The 22,055-nt window shown below is 46.8% G+C and carries 21 protein-coding genes; 3 read left to right on the forward strand and 18 right to left on the reverse strand.

Features of this window, described 5'->3' with window-relative positions; translation table 11 throughout:
- Positions 1 to 3: 3 nt before the first annotated feature.
- The 16 genes from B3S93_RS03215 to B3S93_RS03290 form a co-directional block, all read right to left on the reverse strand.
- A complete protein-coding gene (locus B3S93_RS03215; RefSeq protein WP_292400106.1) occupies positions 4 to 1,995 on the reverse strand; it encodes a chemotaxis protein CheA in 1,992 nt (663 codons plus the stop codon).
- Positions 1,996 to 2,007: 12 nt separating this feature from the next.
- Complete coding sequence (locus tag B3S93_RS03220) at positions 2,008 to 2,739, reverse strand: protein phosphatase CheZ (RefSeq protein ID WP_292353657.1); 732 nt, start codon at positions 2,737 to 2,739, stop codon at positions 2,008 to 2,010.
- A gap of 18 nt (positions 2,740 to 2,757) precedes the next feature.
- Positions 2,758 to 3,147: a chemotaxis response regulator CheY gene (gene cheY / locus B3S93_RS03225; RefSeq protein WP_169697805.1), complete on the reverse strand. Its 390-nt coding sequence runs from the start codon at positions 3,145 to 3,147 to the stop codon at positions 2,758 to 2,760.
- A 16-nt stretch (positions 3,148 to 3,163) separates the two neighbouring features.
- Positions 3,164 to 3,877, reverse strand: coding sequence for an RNA polymerase sigma factor FliA (locus B3S93_RS03230; protein ID WP_292748405.1), 714 nt, complete (start codon positions 3,875 to 3,877; stop codon positions 3,164 to 3,166).
- Positions 3,878 to 3,893: 16 nt separating this feature from the next.
- On the reverse strand, positions 3,894 to 4,766 hold the full coding sequence (locus tag B3S93_RS03235) for a MinD/ParA family protein (protein ID WP_014708082.1): 873 nt from the start codon (positions 4,764 to 4,766) through the stop codon (positions 3,894 to 3,896).
- Positions 4,759 to 5,961 (reverse strand): flagellar biosynthesis protein FlhF, encoded by a 1,203-nt coding sequence (flhF, locus tag B3S93_RS03240; protein WP_292353659.1) that lies wholly within the window; start codon positions 5,959 to 5,961, stop codon positions 4,759 to 4,761. The genes B3S93_RS03235 and flhF overlap by 8 nt, the downstream gene beginning before the upstream one ends.
- 15 nt (positions 5,962 to 5,976) lie before the next feature.
- The gene (gene flhA, locus B3S93_RS03245) at positions 5,977 to 8,055 is read right to left on the reverse strand and encodes a flagellar biosynthesis protein FlhA (RefSeq protein ID WP_292353660.1); all 2,079 of its coding nucleotides are present in this window, start codon (positions 8,053 to 8,055) and stop codon (positions 5,977 to 5,979) included.
- 3 nt (positions 8,056 to 8,058) lie between these two features.
- Positions 8,059 to 9,198 (reverse strand): flagellar biosynthesis protein FlhB, encoded by a 1,140-nt coding sequence (gene flhB, locus B3S93_RS03250; RefSeq protein WP_292400100.1) that lies wholly within the window; start codon positions 9,196 to 9,198, stop codon positions 8,059 to 8,061.
- Complete coding sequence (gene fliR / locus B3S93_RS03255; RefSeq protein ID WP_292400096.1) at positions 9,191 to 9,973, reverse strand: flagellar biosynthetic protein FliR; 783 nt, start codon at positions 9,971 to 9,973, stop codon at positions 9,191 to 9,193. The genes flhB and fliR overlap by 8 nt, the downstream gene beginning before the upstream one ends.
- A 2-nt stretch (positions 9,974 to 9,975) precedes the next feature.
- A complete protein-coding gene (gene fliQ, locus B3S93_RS03260) occupies positions 9,976 to 10,245 on the reverse strand; it encodes a flagellar biosynthesis protein FliQ (RefSeq protein ID WP_014708077.1) in 270 nt (89 codons plus the stop codon).
- Between the two features lie 2 nt (positions 10,246 to 10,247).
- Positions 10,248 to 10,985 carry a flagellar type III secretion system pore protein FliP gene (gene fliP, locus B3S93_RS03265; protein ID WP_292353663.1) on the reverse strand — a complete coding sequence of 246 codons (738 nt, stop codon included), beginning with the start codon at positions 10,983 to 10,985 and terminating at the stop codon, positions 10,248 to 10,250.
- Positions 10,985 to 11,338, reverse strand: coding sequence for a flagellar biosynthetic protein FliO (gene fliO, locus B3S93_RS03270; protein WP_292400093.1), 354 nt, complete (start codon positions 11,336 to 11,338; stop codon positions 10,985 to 10,987). Before fliO ends, fliP begins: the two co-directional genes overlap by 1 nt.
- A gap of 65 nt (positions 11,339 to 11,403) precedes the next feature.
- The gene (gene fliN / locus B3S93_RS03275) at positions 11,404 to 11,862 is read right to left on the reverse strand and encodes a flagellar motor switch protein FliN (protein ID WP_292353665.1); all 459 of its coding nucleotides are present in this window, start codon (positions 11,860 to 11,862) and stop codon (positions 11,404 to 11,406) included.
- On the reverse strand, positions 11,855 to 12,880 hold the full coding sequence (gene fliM, locus B3S93_RS03280; RefSeq protein ID WP_292353666.1) for a flagellar motor switch protein FliM: 1,026 nt from the start codon (positions 12,878 to 12,880) through the stop codon (positions 11,855 to 11,857). The genes fliN and fliM overlap by 8 nt, the downstream gene beginning before the upstream one ends.
- Before the next feature lie 2 nt (positions 12,881 to 12,882).
- Positions 12,883 to 13,392, reverse strand: a complete 510-nt coding sequence (locus B3S93_RS03285; protein ID WP_292353667.1) for a flagellar basal body-associated FliL family protein — start codon at positions 13,390 to 13,392, stop codon at positions 12,883 to 12,885.
- A 49-nt stretch (positions 13,393 to 13,441) separates the two neighbouring features.
- Positions 13,442 to 13,849 carry a flagellar basal body-associated FliL family protein gene (locus B3S93_RS03290; protein ID WP_292353668.1) on the reverse strand — a complete coding sequence of 136 codons (408 nt, stop codon included), beginning with the start codon at positions 13,847 to 13,849 and terminating at the stop codon, positions 13,442 to 13,444.
- An 85-nt stretch (positions 13,850 to 13,934) separates the two neighbouring features.
- Here B3S93_RS03290 and asd point away from each other — a divergent pair, with 85 nt between their 5' ends.
- Positions 13,935 to 14,825, forward strand: a complete 891-nt coding sequence (asd, locus tag B3S93_RS03295) for an archaetidylserine decarboxylase (RefSeq protein WP_292353669.1) — start codon at positions 13,935 to 13,937, stop codon at positions 14,823 to 14,825.
- Between the two features lie 61 nt (positions 14,826 to 14,886).
- On the opposite strand, the gene zwf is transcribed toward asd, so the two are convergent.
- Positions 14,887 to 16,356 carry a glucose-6-phosphate dehydrogenase gene (gene zwf / locus B3S93_RS03300; RefSeq protein ID WP_292400089.1) on the reverse strand — a complete coding sequence of 490 codons (1,470 nt, stop codon included), beginning with the start codon at positions 16,354 to 16,356 and terminating at the stop codon, positions 14,887 to 14,889.
- 78 nt (positions 16,357 to 16,434) lie between these two features.
- Between zwf and glgA the strand changes: the two genes are divergently transcribed.
- Positions 16,435 to 17,901 (forward strand): glycogen synthase GlgA, encoded by a 1,467-nt coding sequence (glgA, locus tag B3S93_RS03305; RefSeq protein WP_292353671.1) that lies wholly within the window; start codon positions 16,435 to 16,437, stop codon positions 17,899 to 17,901.
- The gene (gene ppc, locus B3S93_RS03310) at positions 17,898 to 20,741 is read left to right on the forward strand and encodes a phosphoenolpyruvate carboxylase (RefSeq protein WP_292400086.1); all 2,844 of its coding nucleotides are present in this window, start codon (positions 17,898 to 17,900) and stop codon (positions 20,739 to 20,741) included. Before glgA ends, ppc begins: the two co-directional genes overlap by 4 nt.
- Here the strand turns inward: ppc and B3S93_RS03315 are convergent.
- The gene (locus B3S93_RS03315; protein WP_292400083.1) at positions 20,738 to 21,958 is read right to left on the reverse strand and encodes a DEAD/DEAH box helicase; all 1,221 of its coding nucleotides are present in this window, start codon (positions 21,956 to 21,958) and stop codon (positions 20,738 to 20,740) included. The two genes, ppc and B3S93_RS03315, sit on opposite strands and share 4 nt — an antisense overlap.
- Positions 21,959 to 22,055 lie beyond the last annotated feature (97 nt).

Genomic DNA, 22,055 nt, shown 5'->3' on the forward strand with positions numbered 1-22,055 from the left:
TCCTTAATAATTTCGATGTGCGTAAGTATTCATTAACTCTGGGAAATCAAGAATCAGAGCAATACGTCCATCGCCAGTAATGGTCGCTCCTGCAAAGCCTTTGGTACCATGCAGCAGGGCTCCCAGAGGCTTGATAACCACTTCTTCTTGTCCAATTAACTGGTCAACAACGAAACCCACTTTTCGTGTGCCGACATTGACGATAACAACATGTTCGGTTGTTGCTTTACGCTCTGTGACATTGTTTTTATTCAGCCATTTACGCAAATAAAATAAGGGCAGAGCTTTGTTTCTAACAATAACAGTTTGCTGACCATCAACGGTATTGGTTTTATTCAAATCCAGATTAAAAATTTCATTCACACTGACCAGTGGGAAGGCAAATATCTGATTACCCAACATCACCATTAATGTGGGCATGATCGCCAGGGTTAACGGGACTTTGATGGAAAGTGTCGTGCCTTTGCCTATTTCCGATTGAATATCAATGACACCATTGAGTTTGGAGATGCTGGTCTTGACCACGTCCATACCGACACCGCGACCGGAGATATCAGAAATATCCTGTTTCATCGAAAATCCTGGTGCAAATATCAATGCAAAACATTCCGATTCGGTCAGACGTGAGGCAGCTTCCTCATCCATCATGCCTTTTTCAACGGCTTTGCGGCGTAATACTTCAGGGTTCATTCCGGCGCCATCATCTGAAATAGTCAGCAGAATATGGTCACCTTCCTGAGCTGCAGCGAGCACGATTTGTCCTTGTTTCGGTTTGCCTGCCGCTTCACGGACATCGGGCATTTCAACGCCATGATCGACTGCATTACGAACCAGATGCACCAACGGATCTGCCAGGGCTTCTACCAGATTTTTATCCAAATCGGTTTCTTCGCCACGTAATTCAAGGTTGATGTCTTTTTTCAGGCTGCGAGCCAAATCACGTACCACTCGAGGGAAGCGACCGAATACCTTTTTGATCGGTTGCATCCGCGTTTTCATGACGGCGGTTTGCAGGTCTCCAGTAACCACGGCAAGATTATTGACGGCTTTGGCCATTTCCTCGTTTTCAAAGGCCGCTTCCAGCGTGTTAATACGATTTCGCACCAGAACCAGTTCGCCTACCATATTCATGATGTCGTCCAGTCGGGACGTATCGACGCGTACACTGGTTTCTGCTGGCGCTTTCGCTGCTTGCGGTGCAGCTGCAGCAGCTGCTGGTTTTACCGCTGTTACCACATCCTCATCGTCAGCCGTTTTCGGTGAAGATGCAGGTTCTGCTGGACTGACGGGTTTAGCTGCTTCGGCAGCAGGTTTAGTTGCGGGCGGAGGAGTGGTTTTAGCTGCTGGTTTCTTTCCCTGTAATTCATCCAGAAGCGCTTCAAATTCTTCTTCGGAGATTTCATCATCTCCAGTCGATTTGGCTGGTTCGGCTTTAGGAGGATCTGCAGGTGGAGTAATGCCAGGCGCAGCATTGCCATGCAATTGGTCCAGTAGCGCTTCAAATTCATCATCTGTTATGTCATCGCCAGCTACATTGTTTTCAGCTGCCGGTGGGCTCACTTCTGGTTCAGGCTCTGGTTCCGGTTCTGCAGCAGCGGGCGGCGCTTCACCAGATAAATAAGCCGCCAGTTGATCGATTATGACCGGATCAGCTGCCGTTGGATAAGAGCCGGCTTTGACCTCAGCAAACATACTGTTAAGAATATCCAGTACCTTGAGAAAGGTATCCATCATGTCTGCATCAACCAGGCGTTCACCCTGACGCAACAGGTTAAATACATCCTCGCCTTTATGACACAGGTTTACCATCGCTTCGAGACTTAAAAATCCAGCGCCACCTTTAATAGTGTGAAAGCCCCGAAAAATGGAGTTAAGTAAATCTTTATCCTGTGGCTGTGTTTCCAGAGCAACCAATTGCTCATTCAAGCCATCCAGTATTTCTTCTGCCTCAACCAGAAAATCCTGCAGAATTTCATCATCTGTATCTAAGGCCATGCTCCTGTCCTTCTAAAAACCAAGACTGGATAACAAATCATCCACATCGTCCTGGTTGTTGACCACATTCGGTTTATTTTTAGCATTTATCTGCGGTCCTTCTGCTTTTAATGGATCGACCTGTTTTGTCTCTCCACTTTGCTGAGATTGTCCTGCCACCTTAACCAGTTTTACCAGATTGTTTTCAACTTCTTCTACCAGTCCAATGACCTGGCGTAAAACTTGTCCGGTTAAGTCCTGAAAGCCCTGTGCCAGCGTCATTTCAGATAAGTTATTGTGGATCTCCCCAGCATGCGTATTCACCACAGGTAAGTAAGCTTCAATTTCCCGGCTCAAATCACGGAATTCTGTTGCTGACATCTCCCGATTTCGAAAGCGTTGCCAGCTTTCATTGAGCTTAGCGGCAGTTTGTTTCAATTCATTAGCCAAAGGCAGGGTTTTATCGATATAACCTAACGTTTTGTGTGCAGCTTCTTCAGTGGTTTGAATAACGTAGTTCAGACGATCCCGGGTATCCGGCATATCGTTGTGTGTCAGATCAACCAGTCGGGCATCAACTTTGAAGTTATTTAATGCTTCGTGAAGTTCACGGGTCAATTTGCCTATTTGCTGAAATAATGCACTTTCGCGAGCATTGGTAAGCGCCATTAATTCAGTTTTAATACGATCTTCGTCATCCTGCTCAATCGCATTAATAAGGGCCTGGGCGGCTTCAAGTTGTTCTGCTTTATTCAGAGCTTCCATAAATTCCTTTCCAGCGGATTATTGTGCGTTGATACGTTCGAATATTTTTTCGATTTTTTCTTTTAATGTTGCGGCCGTAAATGGTTTTACAATATAGCCATTGACGCCAGCCTGAGCGGCCTCAATGATTTGCTCCCGTTTTGTCTCGGCAGTAACCATTAACACGGGCAAGGTAGCTAATTTGGGATCGGCACGCACAGTTTTAAGCAAGTCTATTCCTTGCATGCCGGGCATATTCCAGTCGGTTACCAGGAAATCGATACCACCTGCATTTAAGATGGGCAGGGCAGTTAAACCATCATCTGCTTCAATAGTATTATTGAAGCCAAGATCACGTAATAGATTTTTGATAATCCGTCGCATTGTAGAAAAGTCATCCACAATGAGGATTTTCATATTTTTATCCAAGGTATACCTCCCAAAATTACTGCATCCAATCGCGAAGCTTACTACGCAATCTCACCACAGTTTGTGTGTGGATCTGACTGACACGTGACTCACTGACGCCGAGTACTTCACCAATTTCTTTTAAGTTTAATTCTTCATTATAGTACAGGCTCATTAATAACCGCTCACGATCCGGCAGACCGTCTATCGCTTCTGCAAGAGCGCGTTCAAAATTGTTATTCTCGGTGATTTCAGCGGGACCGACATCATCACTACCGAAAGAGTCACCATCAGTCAGTTGATTATCAGTCATATCATCCAGACTGAATACCTGGTGCCCTGAGGCATCCTGTAATTGCTGGTGGTACTGATCAAGTGTCATTTCCAGTGCATCCGCCACCTCTACATCCATTGGTGAACGGCCAAGTTGCTGTTCAAGCTGATGCATGACTTCAGCGATTTCACGGGCTTTGCGGTGTACCGAGCGCGGTGCCCAATCATTGCGCCGAATTTCATCAAGCATCGCTCCACGGATACGAATACCCGCATACGTTTCGAAGCTGGCACCCTGGCTGGCTTTATACTGGTGGGAAGCATCCAGCAGACCAATCATGCCTGCCTGAATTAGATCATTCACTTCAACCGTATGGGGTAAGCGGGCAACCAGATGATAAGCGATACGTTTAACCAGGCCACCATGCTGTTGAATCAGCTGGTGCTGAGTGAGTTCTGATATTTGGCTGGAATACATGCTTAATCCAATCATCCTAACCTGCTTCCAGGCTAGCCTGTATCAGACGTTCAACAAAGAATTCCATATTTCCCCTCGGTTGTTTGGCTACGGGCCAGTAATCGATTTTTTTTGCCAGATGCTGAAATGCCGTGGCAGATTTGCTGCGCGGTAAAAACTCGACCACTGAACGTTGCTTTTTAACTGCCCGACGAAGATCTTCATCAAAAGGAACAATCCCCATAAAATTTAAGGTTACATCCAAAAAGCGATCGCATACCAGTGAGATTTTATCGAATAATTCACGACCTTCCTGAATACTGCGTCCCATATTGGCAATAATATGGAATCGTTCAACTCCATGCTCGCGACTCAGTAATTTGATTAATGCATAGGCATCGGTAATTGAGGCAGGTTCATCACAGACAACAACGATGACTTCCTGCGCCGCTTTGGTAAAACTGACGACACTGTCAGCGATACCTGCTGCACTGTCGATAAGCAGGATATCAATGTGATCATCGAGTTCACTGAAAGCTTGAATCATACCCGCATGTTCAGCAGGGCTGAGTTCAGCCATTTTCTTAACACCGGAAGCCGCTGGGATAATCTGTAGCCCGGATGGGCCATCAACCATAATTTCTTTCAGGCTTTTATCTCCCTCAAGAACATGCAGCAGATTGAATTGCGGATGTAAGCCAAGCATCACATCGATATTGGCCAAACCCAGGTCAGCATCGAGTAGAACGACTTTTTTCCCTTGAGTAGCAAGTGCCACACCAATATTCACCGTGACATTGGTTTTACCCACACCACCTTTACCACTGGCAATAGCGATTACTTTTACCGGCTTCGGAATGTGGGTCATTTTTCGCAGACCACTTGCCTGGTCCAAGGGTGCATCAGCCATAAGCGGCAAAACCTCCGTAACTGGATACTGTATGAGGATCCAGTGCTTGTTGTTCAGATTGCATCAACTCACTGGCCTGATTCACCAAACTGTTTGGTCGTGCCAGACCAAGATCTTCAGGTACTTGCTGACCATCGCAGATATAGGCCAAAGGCAGTTGATGACGAATTATTGCAGAGACCGCACCTCCCAGACTGCTGCTTTCATCAGTTTTGGTCAGAATGCAGCCGCTTAATTTAAGGTGCGAAAACGCCTTAATGATATCATTCAGAGCAGAGTTTTGGGTGGTTGCAGACAGCGTGAGGAAATGTCGGATGCGGGGAGAATGCTGAGTTAACATAGCTATTTTTTGTGTTAATTGCATATCACGCGGATTCATACCTGCAGTATCGATCAGTATAAAGCGCCGATCAAGCATATCATTCAGTGCTTCACCCAGTTCCTGATGGTTTCGCGCGACTCGTAATGAGACGCCCAATATACGAGCATAACTACGCAGTTGCTCCTGACCGCCGATTCGGTAGCAATCAGTGGTAATCAGGCCTACCTGGCGTGCACCGTGTTTCAATGCGCAACGCGCTGCCAGTTTGGCAATGGTCGTGGTTTTACCAACGCCAGTCGGTCCCACCAGAGCCATGATGCCACCTTTTTCGATAATGTCCTGATCTGATAACGGGATTTGCGCCGCAAGTTTGCCTAATGATTGACGCCAGGCAGTTTCCAGATCATCAATTCCCTGACTGGCTGTAACCAGTTGTTTGGCGAGTTCAACATCCGTTCCCATGCGCATATGGCGTTGCAAAACTTGCATCTGGGTTGGACTTTGTCTTGCCATATCTTTCCAGGTTAAATCAGACAGCTGGTTTTGCAGCATATCCCGCAAACTGGCAATTTCTTTGCGCATCTGAACCAGAGTGGGTTCCTGCGACCAGATATTTTGTTGTGGGGCAACGTAAGCCGGTGCTTGTGGTTGAGCAGGATCAATTTCAATTTTGGGTTCGTCTGCGACAGCTGCGGGACGAGGAACATTATTCTGACGACGGAATTGCGTCTCATCGTAATCTGTAGCCGCCACAATCTCCACGCCACCATCAACGCGAGTATTAGAGAGGATAACGGCATCCGGACCCAGTACTTCACGTACTTCGCGGATTGCCTGACGTACATCTGCCGCCTGGAAACGTTTAATTTTCATCACATCACCTTCTTGTTATCGACCCACATTTGCCACAATGCGTATTTGTTTATCATCAGGTATCTCGTTGTAGGAAAGCACATGTAGTCCTGGAATCGCGTTACGGATAAAACGGGAAATCCAACCTCTTAATCCCGCCTGAACCACCAAAATCGCCGACTCACCCGACATCTCTTGTCGTTGAGCCGCTTCTTGCAGATTTTTGTGCATATTTTCTGCGAGTCCCGGTTCCAGACTTGCGCCACCTTCTCCAGATGCCTGTAATGTTTTTAGCAATATTTGTTCCAGCTCTGGATCCAACGTGATGATAGGCAGGTCAGGTTGGGTGCCATTAATGTGCTGTACGATGGAATGTGCCAGCGCCATCCGTGTTGCGGCAGTGATTGCCTCGGGATCGGGATTGCGTGCTGCCTGTTCGGCAATTGCCTCACTGATGGTGCGGATATCGCGAATTGGAATGTTTTCCTGTAGCAGGTTTTGCAGTACTTTTTGCACCGTACCTAATGGGACGGTATCGGGTACCAGACCTTCCACCAGTTTGGGCGCAGTTTTGGCAAGATTGTCCAGCAGGTGCTGAACTTCTTCGCGTCCCAGTAAATCATGCGCATGATTTTGCAGGATTTTACTTAAATGGGTGGCAACAACTGTGTCAACATCAACCACGGTATAACCCTGGGCCTGGGCATGCTCTCGCTGGCTGGGCTCAATCCAGATTGCATCCAGACCAAAGGCGGGATCCTTGGTACGAATACCCTCTAATTGGGCGAAGACCTGACCGGGATTGATTGCCAGCATCCGATCGGGATAGACCTCGGCTTCACCAAAGGTCACACCAAATAAAGTGACTTGATACGCGGTGGGCGATAAATCCAGATTATCGCGGATATGCACCGGTGGAATTAAGAAGCCCATTTCCTGCGAAATCTTTTTGCGAATACCTTTGATGCGATTCATCAACTGGCCGCCCTGATTTTTGTCTACCAGTGGGATCAAGCGATAACCGACTTCCAGTCCAATTGGATCAACCGGACTTAAATCATCCCAACTCAGCTCCCGTTGATCTCGATTGGCTTCCTGTTGTGGCGGTGGAGCTGCCGCAAGTGTGGCGGCTTTTTGACGCTGTGCTATCAACCAGGCACTGCCAGCACCGGCACCGGCCAAAAGTAAAAATGGGACATTTGGCATGCCAGGAATTAAACCCATTCCGCCGATAATGCCTGAGGTAATGGCCAGGGTTTTGGGTTCTTTCAACAACTGAGAGAAAATCTGCTCACCAATATCCTGATCAGCAGTAGAGCGGGTGACCAGCAAGCCCGCAGCGGCAGCAAGCAGTAATGAAGGTATCTGGGCGACCAGACCATCACCTATCGTCAGCAGGGTATAGTTATGTGCTGCTTCAGAAAAGCTCAGACTATGTTGCAGAACACCAATGACAAATCCACCGATGATATTGATAAACAGGATCAGGATCCCGGCAATAGCATCACCGCGAACAAATTTACTGGCACCATCCATAGAACCGTAAAAATCTGATTCCTGCATGATTTCTTCACGACGACGGCGGGCTTCATCCTGATCAATTAAGCCAGCATTTAAGTCAGCGTCGATCGCCATTTGTTTACCGGGCATCGAATCCAGGGTAAAACGGGCGCTAACTTCAGCAATACGCGTTGCACCTTTGGTTACTACCACAAAGTTGATAATAACCAGAATGGCGAAAACGACCAGACCTACCGCATAGTTACCGCCGATAACAAACTCACCAAATGCTTCGATAACCTGCCCGGCGGCGGCAGTACCGGTGTGTCCCTCAAGCAGAACAATACGGGTAGAAGCGACATTTAAAGCCAGTCTTAGCAGGGTTGCTAATAGCAGTATGGTTGGGAATGCGGCGAACTGTAAGGGTTTTCTCACATAAACACTGGCCAGCACGATGGTCAGTGATAAGGCGATATTAAAGCTGAATAACATATCCAGCATAAATGCAGGAAGGGGAATGACCACCATGGCCAGCAATGCCACCAGGAACATTGGTGTCGCGACATTACCGTTTAACACCCCACCTAAACGGCTTGTCAGGCTTGTATTCTCCATTGACTACTCATCTCGTTTAAATTCATCCGGTATTGGCAAGTCTTCTGTATTGAGATTTGGCTTGTTACCGCCCGTATTTTTATAACGTCTCAATTGGAAGACAAACGCCAATATCTGGGCTACTGCAATATACAGACCAGATGGAATTTCCTGACCGATTTCCGTGCTGTAATAGACGGCTCGGGTCAGTGGAGGAGCAGATATAATGGGCACTTCGTGGTGATCGGCGACCATTCTGATTTGTTGCGCCATCAGATCGGTGCCTTTAGCCAGGACAACTGGAGCGCCAGATTTAGATTGGTCGTAACGTAAAGCAACCGCATAGTGTGTTGGGTTGGTAATGATAACGTCGGCTTCGGGCACATCCTGCATCATCCGTTGTTGAGATAACTGGAGTTGCATCCTGCGAATCCGCCCTTTGACTTCCGGGCTACCTTCGGTTTCTTTATTTTCGTCTTTAAGTTCCTGTTTTGTCATGCGTAATTGTTTAGTGTGATTCCATAGCTGGAAAGGCACATCAATCAACGCAATCAAAATCAGGCTGGCACAAATTGCTAAAAATCCCCAGAGGACAATGAACCCCAGCTCTGTCATTGCCACTTCAACTTCCTGCCGTCCCAGTGTCAATAATCGGTCACGCAGACTCCACAGAATTAAGGTGCCTATGCTGCCCACCAGTAAAAACTTGCCTAGCGCTTTGCCAAGTTCAACCAGACCCTGAGGGCCAAAAATACGCTTAAGACCGCGAAGCGGACTCATCTTTTCCGGTTTGACGCCCATGGCCTGCGTGGAGAAATTCCAGCCGCCAATCAATGCCGGAGCTGCTAATGCCGCTATCAGCGTAATTGCCAGAAAACTACCGACATCAACAGCCATGATTTTCAAGGCGACAATCAGCTGCTGCGCCATCATATGCGGGTCCATGATCAACTTGCGGTTCAGCGAAAAGGATTGGGTCATTACCTCGCCGAGACTGCTGACCAGATTTCCACCCACAAACAGCATCGCCACCGCACTGGAAATCAATACCACTACTGTGCTTAATTCCTGGGATCGGGGGACCTGACCCTTCTCCCGTGCTTCATCAAGACGTTTACCCGAGGGGTCTTCGGTGCGTTCCTGACCGCTATCCTGATCAGCCATTGTTCACTACCAGCATTCGTGTCATTTGCAGCATTTGATCCGAAAAGTTAACCAGATGATTGCCGACCGCGGGCAGGGTGATATAAATGATGACAAAGCCCAAGCCGATGGTAAGCGGAAAACCGATCGAAAATGGGCTGATTTGCGGGGCAGCACGAGACAAAATACCAAACGCCAGATTGACCATCATTAAAGAGCCAATTGCAGGTAAGGCAATAATAACACCGGCTGCATACATCCAGCTGGCCAGCCCGGCGATATCACGAAAACTTTCCACTGAAATACCGCCGGCACCCATTGGCAAGGTGATAAAGCTTTCTGCCATCACCTGGATCAATACTAAATGCCCATTAATACTGAGAAACATCAGGGTAATGAAGATCAGATAAAATTGACTGATTACTGGCACCGTAGTGCCATTCTGAGGATCAACCATTGAGGCAAAACCAAGCCCCATCTGCATTGCAATAATCTGACCGGCGACGATGAAGGCATTAATCAATAGTTGCAACATAAATCCCATGCAGATACCAATCATCACTTCTTGAGCAATAAGCAGGATGCCTTCACCACTCAGCGGCGAGAATACCGGGGGGGGAGTATTGATGGTTGGAACCACCACGAAAGTGATGGCCAGAGCAATGATCAGTCTGGTTCGAACATTGACAAAATTGCTACTAAAAATCGGTGCCACCATCAGCATACCGCCAATGCGAAATAGCGGCAGCATATACGCCCCGAGCATCGCACTGATTTCTGCGATAGACAGATTCATCGCTAACCTATCAGGTAGGGAATGTTTTCAAACAGTCGAACCGTGTAATTGGTGACCAGACTGAGCATCCATGGGCCGGCTACCATCAATACCAAAATCGTTACCAGCAATTTGGGAATGAAACTTAACGTCTGTTCGTTGATAGAGGTAGCCGCCTGAAACATGCTCACGATTAAGCCGGCGATTAACGCTGGAATGAGTATCACAATAATCAGCAAAGTAATCACTTCAAGAGTTTGCTGCATAACGGTTAAGACGGTTTCAGGAGTCATCGCTAAATATAAAAGCTGGAAGCCAGCGTTCCCATTAATAATGCCCAGCCATCAATTAAAACAAATAACATCAGTTTAAAGGGCAGAGAGATCAGCATGGGTGACAACATCATCATCCCCATTGCCATCAAAACTGAAGCGACGACAAGATCAATAATCAAAAATGGTACGAAAATCAAAAAGCCAATTTGAAAAGCGGTTTTTAACTCGCTGGTCACAAAAGCTGGCAGCAGCAGGCTGAAAGGTACATCTGCAGGACTTTCAATGGCGGAATAACCACCAATTTCAGCAAATAATTCGATATCACTTTCTCTGGTCTGCGCCAGCATAAATTCGCGAAAGGGTTGACTAACCTGTTCAATCGCTGCGGTTGCTTCGATATCGCCATCCATATATGGCTGAACGCCATTTTCATAGGCTGTACTGAAGACCGGAGACATGATAAAGAAAGTCAGAAACAGCGCCAGACCAATCATAATCTGATTGGAAGGCGTGGACTGCACACCCATTGCCTGCCGCAGAATCGCCAATACAATAATGATCCGGGTAAATGAGGTCATCATTAACAATGCTGCCGGTAACAGCGTCAACACTGTCATTAACGCCAGGATCTGCAAGGTCAGCGAATAACTTTGTGATCCATCTTCGCCAGTCGACAAGGTCAATGCAGGAATACCGGGCTCAGCTAAAACCAAGCCAGGCAACACTAGCAGTAACAAGAACAAACCAACGCTACGCATTATTTATGGCCTCGCTGCTGCATCATCTGTTTCAGCCGATCAGCAAATGACTCGCCCTCAGCGGGTGGGGAAATTTCACGAATGGGAAGTGGTTCGGATAGCGTATGCAAAGTGCTGATATTTTGCGCAGTAACACCAATTAAAAGCTGTTGTTCGCCCACTTGTATCAACACAGCTTTTTCCCGCGTACCTAAAGAGAGGGAGCCTAAAACCTTTAATTGACCATTATGTGCTGCGTGAAAGAATTGACTGCGTTTAAGGATCCAGCCTAAAAACACAATTATCGCCAGCACCACAATCAAGCCAAAGATCGTTTGTAGCAATGTACTGGCATTGACTGGTGTGGAACTCATGGTTTCTGCGTTGACCAATAGTGGGAACAACGCAACAGAGTTCACCAAAATGACTTGCCAATATCTCATCGCAGTTTTTTAATCCGCTCTGCGGCGCTGATAACATCGGTCAGACGTATACCGAATTTGTCGTTAACCACCACTACCTCACCATGGGCAATCAAGGTGTCGTTAACCAATACGTCCATCGGTTCACCCGCCAGCCGATCCAGTTCAACCACTGAACCCTGACTTAATTGCAGTAAATTACGGATGCTGATTCGGGTACGGCCAATTTCCATCGAAATGGTCACCGGAATATCCAGAACCATGTCCATATCTACATCAGTACGTGGTTTACCTTCATCATCCAGTTTATTCAGTGGAGCAGGGCTGGGCCGGGCTGCTGATGACTCGGCATCGGCCTGCTCTTCAAGTGCTGCTGCCCAGTCATCCTGGCCGCTATCGTCATCGACCTGTTCTTCCAGTGCAGCCGCCCATTCGTCAGCCAGATCCTGATCGGATTGTTTTGTATCTTCACTCATGATTTTTAGCCTTTGTCATCTGGTAACTTGGTGTAGTGTCTTTGGGATGTTCAATAATTGAGGTGATTTTCAACGCCGCTTTTTCATTATGCTCACCATAGCTAGCACGGAATATCGGGATATTTTCCACCATTGTGGTCACCGTTTTGGGCATGCTGATAGGGATAATGTCGCCCACTTTTAATGAGCGAACTTGTTCCAGCGTCAGTTTCGTTTGCGCCAGTGTTGCCGAAACGGTGACATCCGCCAACATCAATTCTTCACGCATTGATTTGGCCCAGCGACCATCATCGGCAGAACGATCACTTTGCAGGCCGGTATCCAGTAACTCACGAATCGGTTCCAGCATCGAGTAGGGCAAGGTGATATGTAAATCTCCACCACCCCCATCCAGTTCAATATGGAAGGTGGAAATAACCACTACTTCACTGGGACTGACAATGTTGGCAAACTGAGGATTGACTTCATGGCTGACGAATTCAAATTTTACTGGCATAACCGGTGACCAGGCTTCAGTCAAATCGGTAAAGCACAAATTCAACACCATCCGTATCACCCGTAACTCGGTGGCAGTGAACTCCCGGCCTTCTATACGAGCCTGAAACCGGCCTTCACCACCAAAATAATTATCCAGAATGGTAAACACTAATTTGGGTTCAAAGACGATAAGTCCAGTGCCACGTAATGGTTGTAGCTGAATCAGATTCAGACTGGTCGGAACAAACAATGTATGAACATACTCAGAGAACTTCATCACCTGAACGCCACCCACTGAAATCTCAGCGGAGCGGCGCAGCATATTAAACAGATTAATTCGTAAATAGCGAGCGAAACGTTCGTTGATCATTTCCAGCGTCGGCATCCGACCACGAATAATGCGTTCTTCGTTACCGAAGTCATAACGCCGTGGTTTGCCGAACTCATCCAGTTCAGGTTTATTCTGCTGGATATCGTCACCGCCAAGACCATTTAGCAGTGCATCGACTTCATCCTGTGACAATATATCGTGAACGGCCATATCTATTGCATTACCAAACTGGTGAAATAAACGGCTTCAAGCCCGGTGACATCACTATTCTGCTGTTTAAGGAAACTATTAATGGTTTCCAGCGATGCCTGCTGTAAAGCCTTTGTGCCCTCAGTCGTACTGAGATCGTCATAATTTTGACTGTAAAACAACATCAGCAATTCATGAACCAGTGCGGGTTCATGTAAAGCAAACAGATCAATGGATGCCTGATCGCGCGCCATGACTTTCATTTTGATTTGCAGATAGCGAACCCGATCGTTACTTTGCTCTGAGAAATTGACAATAAAGGGGGCGGTCACTTCATGATAAACCGGAGTGGCTTTCTGTACCTCTACCTCGGCATCCTCTGTCGACTCATCCGAAGCTGCATCTTTAGACAGCCACCAGTAAACACCTGCCCCTATGATAGATAACAGCACGACAATACCAATAATCATGATGATTTTGGTTTTTTTGCTCATGCCTTGTTTGAGTTCGATATCTTTTTGTATTTCAGCCATGTTGTCTATGTCCTATCGATAAATTATTCAAAGCAAATACCGTGCCTGTTCATTGCCAGAGAAAGGTAGTGAAATACACTGCTTCAAGGTTGCTGTTACCTGTCTCTTCTTCAAAAATGGCTTTAATACGCTGATAAGCTTCTTCCTGGAGTTGGGTACGACCTTCCAGACTTTTTACTGAATCCATATTTTGCTCTGCAAATAGAATACGCAGCGTGTCCTGAATCATTGGTAGGTTACTTTCTGCACTGGCCAGGATGGCTGGATCTTCTGACTTTAACGCTACCTTGATTTGCAGATAACGTGCCTGATCATCACTTTGCCGCAAAAAATTAATGGTAAAGGGCTCTTCAATAACGTAATACAATGGTTGATTCGGCTGGCCACCTCCCGCATAACATACATAGCTGGTAAAACTGAGCAATGTGATTATTAATGCGTTCAGCAGATTTTTCATGACTTGGTATACTCCTTTGCGGAATGAGCTGGTGATATCAGCAACTGATTATGACAAGCTTAGGTAATGCGTGAAAGGGGGCAATTTGTCTAATAATGAACTAAAGCAAAATCAGGTGCCGAGAGCGAGCAAAAAAGATTTCTGGCTGACCCTGCCACAATACTGTCTGCCACAACACTTATTATCACTGCTGATGCACCGAATTTGTCGATTAACCACACCCTGGTTTAAGAATCGCATAATCTCAATTATTATTCGCCAGTATAAGGTGGATATGTCGGAAGCGGTAAATCCAGATATTAATTCCTATCAGCATTTCAATGCTTTTTTTACCCGCAAAATTAAACCCCAAACCAGACCAGTCGCATTGGGGAGTGACGTAGTTGTCTCTCCGGTAGATGGTTGTTTAAGCCAGTTGGGCTTTATCCAACAAGGCAGAATTGTACAGGCCAAGGGCCATGATTATTCAACGCTCGAACTATTAGGTGGCGATTCAGCAGTAGCGGAAAAGTTTGATGGGGGACAATTTGCGACAATTTATCTGTCACCACGTGATTACCATAGAATCCATATGCCTGTTTCAGGAAGTCTGACCCGAATGCGCTATATACCGGGGAAATTATTTTCGGTTAACCCACTTACCGTTCGCGGTGTACCGAGATTGTTTGCCCGCAACGAGCGCGTGGTCACAATTTTTCAGACCGACTTTGGACCTGTGGCGCTCATTCTGGTTGGCGCTATTTTTGTTGGCAGTATGGAAACAGTGTGGCATGAAGGCGAGATTACACCGCCATACACCAAAGGTATTCTGGACTGGCACTATACCGATGCCCATATTCGTCTGAATAAAGGTGAGGAGATGGGGCGTTTCAACATGGGGTCGACGGTGGTTTTATTGTTACCACCTGGCGCGCCAACCTGGACAGATAACTGGAAAGCCGAGATGAAGATAAAACTGGGTCAGGCCCTGACCTGAGGTATCTAAATAATCAAACGCAAAAAAAAACCGGACATTGTCCGGTTTTTTTGTTTGCTATCTAGACATTGTTACGCCAGGCGTGACAACTGTTGTCCTTTAATTGCTCCACTTCTTCCGGACCCCAGGTACCCGCTGTATAGGTGTGGATGAAATCTTTTTCTTCAGACCATTTCTCCAGGATCGGATCAACCGCTTTCCAGGCCAGATTGACTTCATCAGCACGCAGGAATAAAGAACGATCACCTTGGATAGCATCCAGGATTAATGCTTCATAAGCATCAAGCTTGTGCTTGTTGTCATCGGACTCCATTGTTTCCAGACCAACGGTATGCGCTTTCATTTCCAACCCGGGTTGTTTGGCCTGTAGTTCAATACGCAACGTATTGTCAGGTTGCAGACCCATGACAATCCAGTTGGCATGACTTTCACCTACTTTGGTGTCTTTGAATAATTCCAAAGGCGGTTTTTTAAAGCGAATGGCAATCATCGCTTTTGATTCAGGCATGCATTTACCTGTACGCAGATAAAAAGGCACACCATGCCAGCGCCAGTTATCAATATAGACTTTCATCGCGGCATACGTTTCGGTCACACTGCCTGCAGGTGCATCATCTTCTTCCAGATAACCTTTGACCGGTTTGCCGTTGATTTCACCTGCCGCATATTGGCCACGGAAAGCATGTTGATCAACGATGTCTTTAGTGATTGGACGAATTGATTTGAGAACTTTTACTTTTTCATCGCGTAATGATTCATCATCCATGTCTGCAGGTGGTTCCATTGCGACCAATGCCATCACTTGCAATAAGTGACTTTGAATCATGTCACGTAAAGCGCCCGAACCATCATAGTAGCCAGCACGGCCACCAACACCTTGTTGTTCGGCATGGGTGATCTGTACGTGATCAATGTATTTGTGATTCCACAAGGGTTCTAACAACAAATTGGCAAAGCGGAAAACAAAGATATTCTGAACCGTGCCTTTACCCAGGTAATGATCGATACGGTAAGTCTGTTCTTCGGTGAAGTTTTTGCGCAGAATGCGTTCCAGTTCAGCGGCACTTTTCTGATCGTAACCAAAGGGTTTTTCGACCACCAGATGACGCCAGCCATCAGTTTCCTGATTCAACCCAACTGCAGAAAGCTGATCGCCCACTACGCTGAATAGAGAAGGACTGATGGAGAGGTAAAAAACGATATTTTGAGAGAAACCATTTTCCGGTGTAGTGATCAGTTTTTTCAATTCGTGATAGCTGAAGGCTTCGTTGATATCACATTTGAAATAATGCACTTTCTTCAGAAAAGTTTGCAGTAAATCGTTATCGATGCCACCACGAACTCTGGGAGTAACGTATTCTGTTACCAGCTCCTGCCACTCTTCCTGGGTGCTTTCTTTGCGTCCCATACAAATGATGCGGGTGTCGTCGGTTAAACGATTTTCCGCTTGTAAATGATACAAGGCGGGCAGCAGTTTTTTCTGGGACAGATCGCCGGTGGCGCCGAAAATAACAATAGTACAAGGTTGCATGGTTTCTCCCGTTACAAGGCTGTGACTATGCCTTTGAGCGTATATAATTGAGTAATTGTACAATTTTGGGAGAGCATAGTGCGAAAAATTCTGTTTGCAAGTAGTGAAGTGCATCCGCTGATAAAAACCGGTGGCTTAGCGGATGTCTCAGCCAGTCTGCCATTGGCCCTTTCACAGATGCAGCAGGATATTCGTATTATCATGCCGGCATATCGTGCCACACTGCAGCAATTAGGCGAATGTCCGCTGATTGCCACAGTAAAACTGGAGGGCTATCATCAGCCTATCCAGCTTCTGCAAGCACAATTACCGGATAGTGATGTTGTCGTGTTGCTGGTGGATTCTCCTGAGCATTTTGATCGGGATGGTGGACCTTATTGCGATACACAAGGGGCAGACTGGGCGGATAATGCGGCACGTTTTGCGTTATTTTGCCGCGCTGTTGTAGCGGTAGCCACCAATCATGCTGGATTAGACTGGCAACCCGATGTAGTGCATTGTAATGACTGGCAGACCGGTCTGATTCCTGCGTTACTCAGCCTGGAAAAGACTCGCCCGGCTACTGTTTTCACCATTCATAACATGGCCTACCAAGGGTTGTTTTCCCGTGAAGTATTTGAGATGCTCGATTTGCCTGATGCGTTATGGCAGATTGAGGGCATTGAATTTTACGGCATGATGTCCTTTATGAAAGGTGGCCTGGTTTATGCCGACCACATCACCAGCGTCAGCCCCACCTATGCGCAGGAAATCTGTCATTACGAATACGGTTATGGCCTGGAAGGTTTACTGGCCTTGCGTTCAGAACAATCACGACTCAGTGGTATCGTGAATGGTATTGATACTCAGGAATGGAATCCGCAAACCGATAAGTTCATCAGTCACCACTACAGTATTAAAAACCTGCGACCCAAATTGCTCAATAAAAAAGCATTGCAGCAGCATTTCTTTCTTCCCGAATCAGCCGACACATTGATGTTTGGCATGATCAGTCGGCTGGTGTCGCAAAAAGGTGTGGATCTCACGATTGATGCGATTCATCGTCTACTGGCAGAAGGCAAAGATGTCCAATTGGTTTGTTTGGGAAGTGGCGAAGCCGGATTTGAACAGGATTTGCGTGTTTTACGTGCCAGATTTCCTGATAAAGTGGGCATCCAATTTGGTTATGATGAAGCATTGGCGCATAAAATCGAGGCGGGTGTTGATTCGTTTTTGATGCCATCACGATTTGAACCCTGTGGTTTGAACCAAATGTATAGTCTGCGCTATGGCACGTTACCTGTCGTCAGAAATACCGGTGGCCTGGCCGACACAGTAGTCGATGCGAACGAAGAAAATCGTAAACAGATGTTGGCAACAGGCTTTAAATTTACCAAGCCCACCGTCGAGGATTTGTACAATACTCTGTTAACGGTGAATGAATTATTTTCACATCCCCGGTTATGGCGACGGATGATGCTGACTGCAATGGTGCAGGATTTTAGTTGGATAAATAGCGCGCAAGCCTATTTGCACCTTTATCAGCAATTAGTGGATAACTCATGACAACACGGCAAGTTGATTTCAGTAGCGCTGTGGCGCTTGATTTACTTATGGACAAAGATTTACGTTCACACGTCCGTTTTTTGGTGAATTTATTGGGCGAAGTTATCGCTGAACAGTCCGGGCCTGAGGTTTATCAGGTGATTGAGCAGTTACGCAAAGGATTTATCCGACTGCGTAAGGAAGATGATGTTGAGCTGCGTCAAACTCTCAAGGATAAAATTGAATCGTTGGATGAACTGACCTTACGTGAAGTTATCCGCGCTTTTAATCTGTATTTCAGTCTGGTCAACACGGCTGAAGAAGCCTATCACCACCATAATCGACAAATTCAACTGCGAAACGGTGGAAATCTCTGGCATGGTTCGTTTCTGGATACACTGACTCAGTTCAAAAATGAAGGTGTATCAATCAAACAGCTACAGGATTTGCTGGAAAAACTGGTTTTTATGCCGGTGTTTACCGCCCATCCAACCGAGTCCAAACGACGCACCGTGATGGAAATCTTACGTCGCGTGTTTTTGCTTGATGAGAAACTTACTGAAGGTCTGATAACACCGTTTGATCAACAGCAGATTCGTAACCAATTGAAACGCCAAATCCAGCTGCTCTGGTCAACTGATGAAGTAAGAGCGGTTAAACCATCAGTTCGCGATGAAATCAAAAACGGATTGTATTATTTCAATGTCAGTCTGTTTGATGCAGTGCCACGCAGTTATCGTAACCTGGAGAATGCTCTTCGTCGGGTTTATGGTGATGAACTGGATCCGGAAACACCAATTGTGGTGCCAGATTATTTACGTTTTGGCTCATGGATTGGTGGGGACCGTGATGGCAATCCCTTTGTCACTGCGCAAACAATGGAAATGGCGATAGCGCTGCAAAAGCGCACGGTAATTCGACGTTATCTGGAAGATGTCACTAAACTCAGTTTTATTCTGACGCAGACGCAGCCACTCTGCGAGATCAATGCTGATTTGGCTACCGATATCGAACTGAGCGAACAACGTTTTGCCGGAGCCTTTTCAACCAATCCGCAACGGTTTATTAATGAGCCTTACCGCCGCAAGCTTTATATGATGCGCTATCGGCTCAAAGATAATCTGGCTGTTCTGGAAGAATTCTTTCGCCCGGATCTGCAAATTGAAAGTCTCGGTGTGGCCTATCATAACGAAGATGAGTTTCTGGCGGATTTGTACCTGATACATAAATCACTGGTGGATAATGGCGATATCGCGATAGCTGCCGCTGAACTCACCGATCTGATTCGGCTGGTCAAAACCTTTGGGTTTTATCTTTATAATCTCGATATTCGTCAGGAATCATCAAAGCATACTGATGCGGTGGGCGAGATATTAGCGCTCACTGGCCTCAATCGCCATTATCTGCAAATGGATGAAGCAGAGCGCCAGACGTTGTTATCGGATTTACTGTCGGCCCCCAGATTGCCAGAAATATACGGCGATTTGCAGCCAGACTCTCTGGAAATTCTCAATGTATTCAGATTAATCGCCCGACTGCGGGTAGAGGTCAGTGAAAAAGCATTTGGTAATTATGTGATTTCCATGACCCATCAGGCCAGTCATATTCTGGAAGTAATGCTGCTGGCCAGATTTGCCGATTTAATTGGTCAGGATGAACATGGCTGGTTTTGCCATATCCGGGTAGCACCATTATTCGAAACCATTGAGGATCTTGAGCATATCGAGCCGGTAATGTCTGCTTTGCTTGAGAACAGTCAGTACCGCACCTTGCTCAGTGCTTCGGGCAATATGCAGGAAGTCATGCTTGGCTATTCGGATTCCTGTAAGGATGGTGGCATTCTGGCATCTGCATGGAATTTATACCAGGCGCAGAAAACGGTCAGTCGACTTTCAGAACAATATGCTATCGGTTGCCGAATGTTTCATGGCCGTGGTGGCACCATCGGCCGTGGTGGTGGCCCGACGCATGATGCCATCTTGGCTCAACCGGTCGATACCGTGCACGGTCAGATCAAGTTTACCGAGCAGGGTGAAGTGCTGTCATTTAAATACGGTAATACTGAAACTGCGGCCTATGAGTTAGGTATGGGGGTCTCTGCATTAATTAAAGCCAGCAGGGGACTGGTAACCGATTCAGCTCAGGAAAAGCCCGAATACCTTTCGATCATGCAGCAACTGGCACAGTTGGGTGAACAGCAATATCGACAATTGACCGAGCAGACTCCCGGCTTTCTCGACTATTTCTATGAAGCCTGCCCAATCAGTGAAATCGGTTTGATGAATATTGGCTCACGGCCTTCACATCGTAAGGTCGGCGATCGATCCAAGTCTTCGGTCAGAGCGATTGGGTGGGTGTTTGCCTGGGCGCAATCAAGACATACCTTGCCAGGCTGGTATGGGATTGGTAGTGCGATTGCCACGTGGATTTCTGGGGATCCTGAAAGACGTCAAATACTGCAAAAAATGTATTTTGAATGGCCGTTTTTCCGGGCAATGGTGAGTAATACCCAGATGTCACTTTCCAAGGCTGATATGGATATCGCGGCAGAATATGCTGATCTGTGTATCGATAAACAGCAGGCGCAACAGGTACTCTCTGTTATACGTAATGAATACCAGCAAACAGCCAGTCAATTATTACAGCTGACAGGGGCGGAGACGCTAATGGCCGAAAATCCCCAATTAGCCTTGTCTTTACGAAGAAGGCAGGCTTACCTGGATCCGCTGAATCATATCCAGTTACTGTTATTGAAACGTTATCGGCATGGCGATTACAGTGATGCGGAAACAGCCAAATGGCGCGATCCGTTGTTGCGCACTATCAGCGCCATTTCACAGGGAATGCGTAATACCGGTTAATCGTCTTTGGCAGCACGATCCTTCTTGGGAATATAACGCGGTTTATCTTCCTTGCTTTTGGATCGTGCCTTGTTAGCCTTGGCCTTGGGTGCAAGCCCCTTCAATTTGCGGATGGGTAAGCTGTGGCCAAGGTGATATTCAATGCGTTCCAGATTTTTCAGATCGTGCGGTTCAACCAGATTAATCGCCGTGCCATGTTTATCTGCCCGACCGGTACGGCCAATACGATGAATATAGTTATCACCGCGAAACGGCAGATCGTAGTTAATGACATGGGTAATATCTGCTACATCCAGCCCCCTGGCAGCAACATCGGTGGCTACCGTGACCTTGATTTGGCCGGCGCGGAATTTACGAATCCGTTCACGGCGTACAGATTGATCAAAATCACCATGTAACAGCTGAGCGGAGATATTCTGTGACTGTAACCAGTCGCAGACTTCTTCAGCACGGATTTTTTTATTACAGAATACTAAGGCTCGTTGGCAGGCCGGTGCGTTGATAAATGCTAATAATAAAGCCTGTTTATGTTCACGGTTATCAGCCAGATAAACCTGCTGAGTAACATTCTCTGCCAGTTGATTGGCCGCATTAATATGAATTTCCTGCGGGTCGGTAAGCAGTTCGTCGGCAAAAATTCTGACACCACTGCCTGCCAAGGTTGCCGAGAATAGTCCAGCCTGGAATTTTGATTTAATAGCGGCGAGCGCCATCAGCACATCAGGACCCTGACCCATATCGAGCATGCGATCGGCTTCGTCAATAATGACCAGTTCAACTGCTGATAAATCGACTGATTCATCATTTACCAGACTTAACAGACGACCGGGCGTAGCGATAATAATGTCGCATTGAGCAGTAGCATGTTGCACCTGCGCCCAAGGCGAGGCACCGCCGGTCAACATGGCGATGGTCGGTTTAAAGGCTTTACCGAGTTGATGAAACACATGCTGGATCTGAAATGCCAGTTCGCGGGTTGGAGCGAGGATCAGAATACGAGCCTGATCGTGCTTATGGCGTTCATCATTGAGGCGTTGCAAAATTGGCAGGATAAAGGCCGCCGTTTTCCCGGTACCGGTAGCGGCACAGGCCAATACGTCCTGACCGGCCAATAATGCCGGGATCGCCAGTTGCTGGACCTCAGTCGGTTTTTCAAAACCACTGTCGCGCACAGCGGCAATCAATTCATCATCAAGGAATAGATCGTCAAAAGTCATGGTGTTTATCTTATCAGTCGAAAGCGCCTGTGGGATCACAACAGGCATAGAAGTGGCGGGCAATATAACACAATATTGCTGCTAAGCCTGATGTGGT

This window comes from Methylophaga sp. UBA3613, from assembly GCF_002375415.1.
Classification (GTDB): domain Bacteria; phylum Pseudomonadota; class Gammaproteobacteria; order Nitrosococcales; family Methylophagaceae; genus Methylophaga.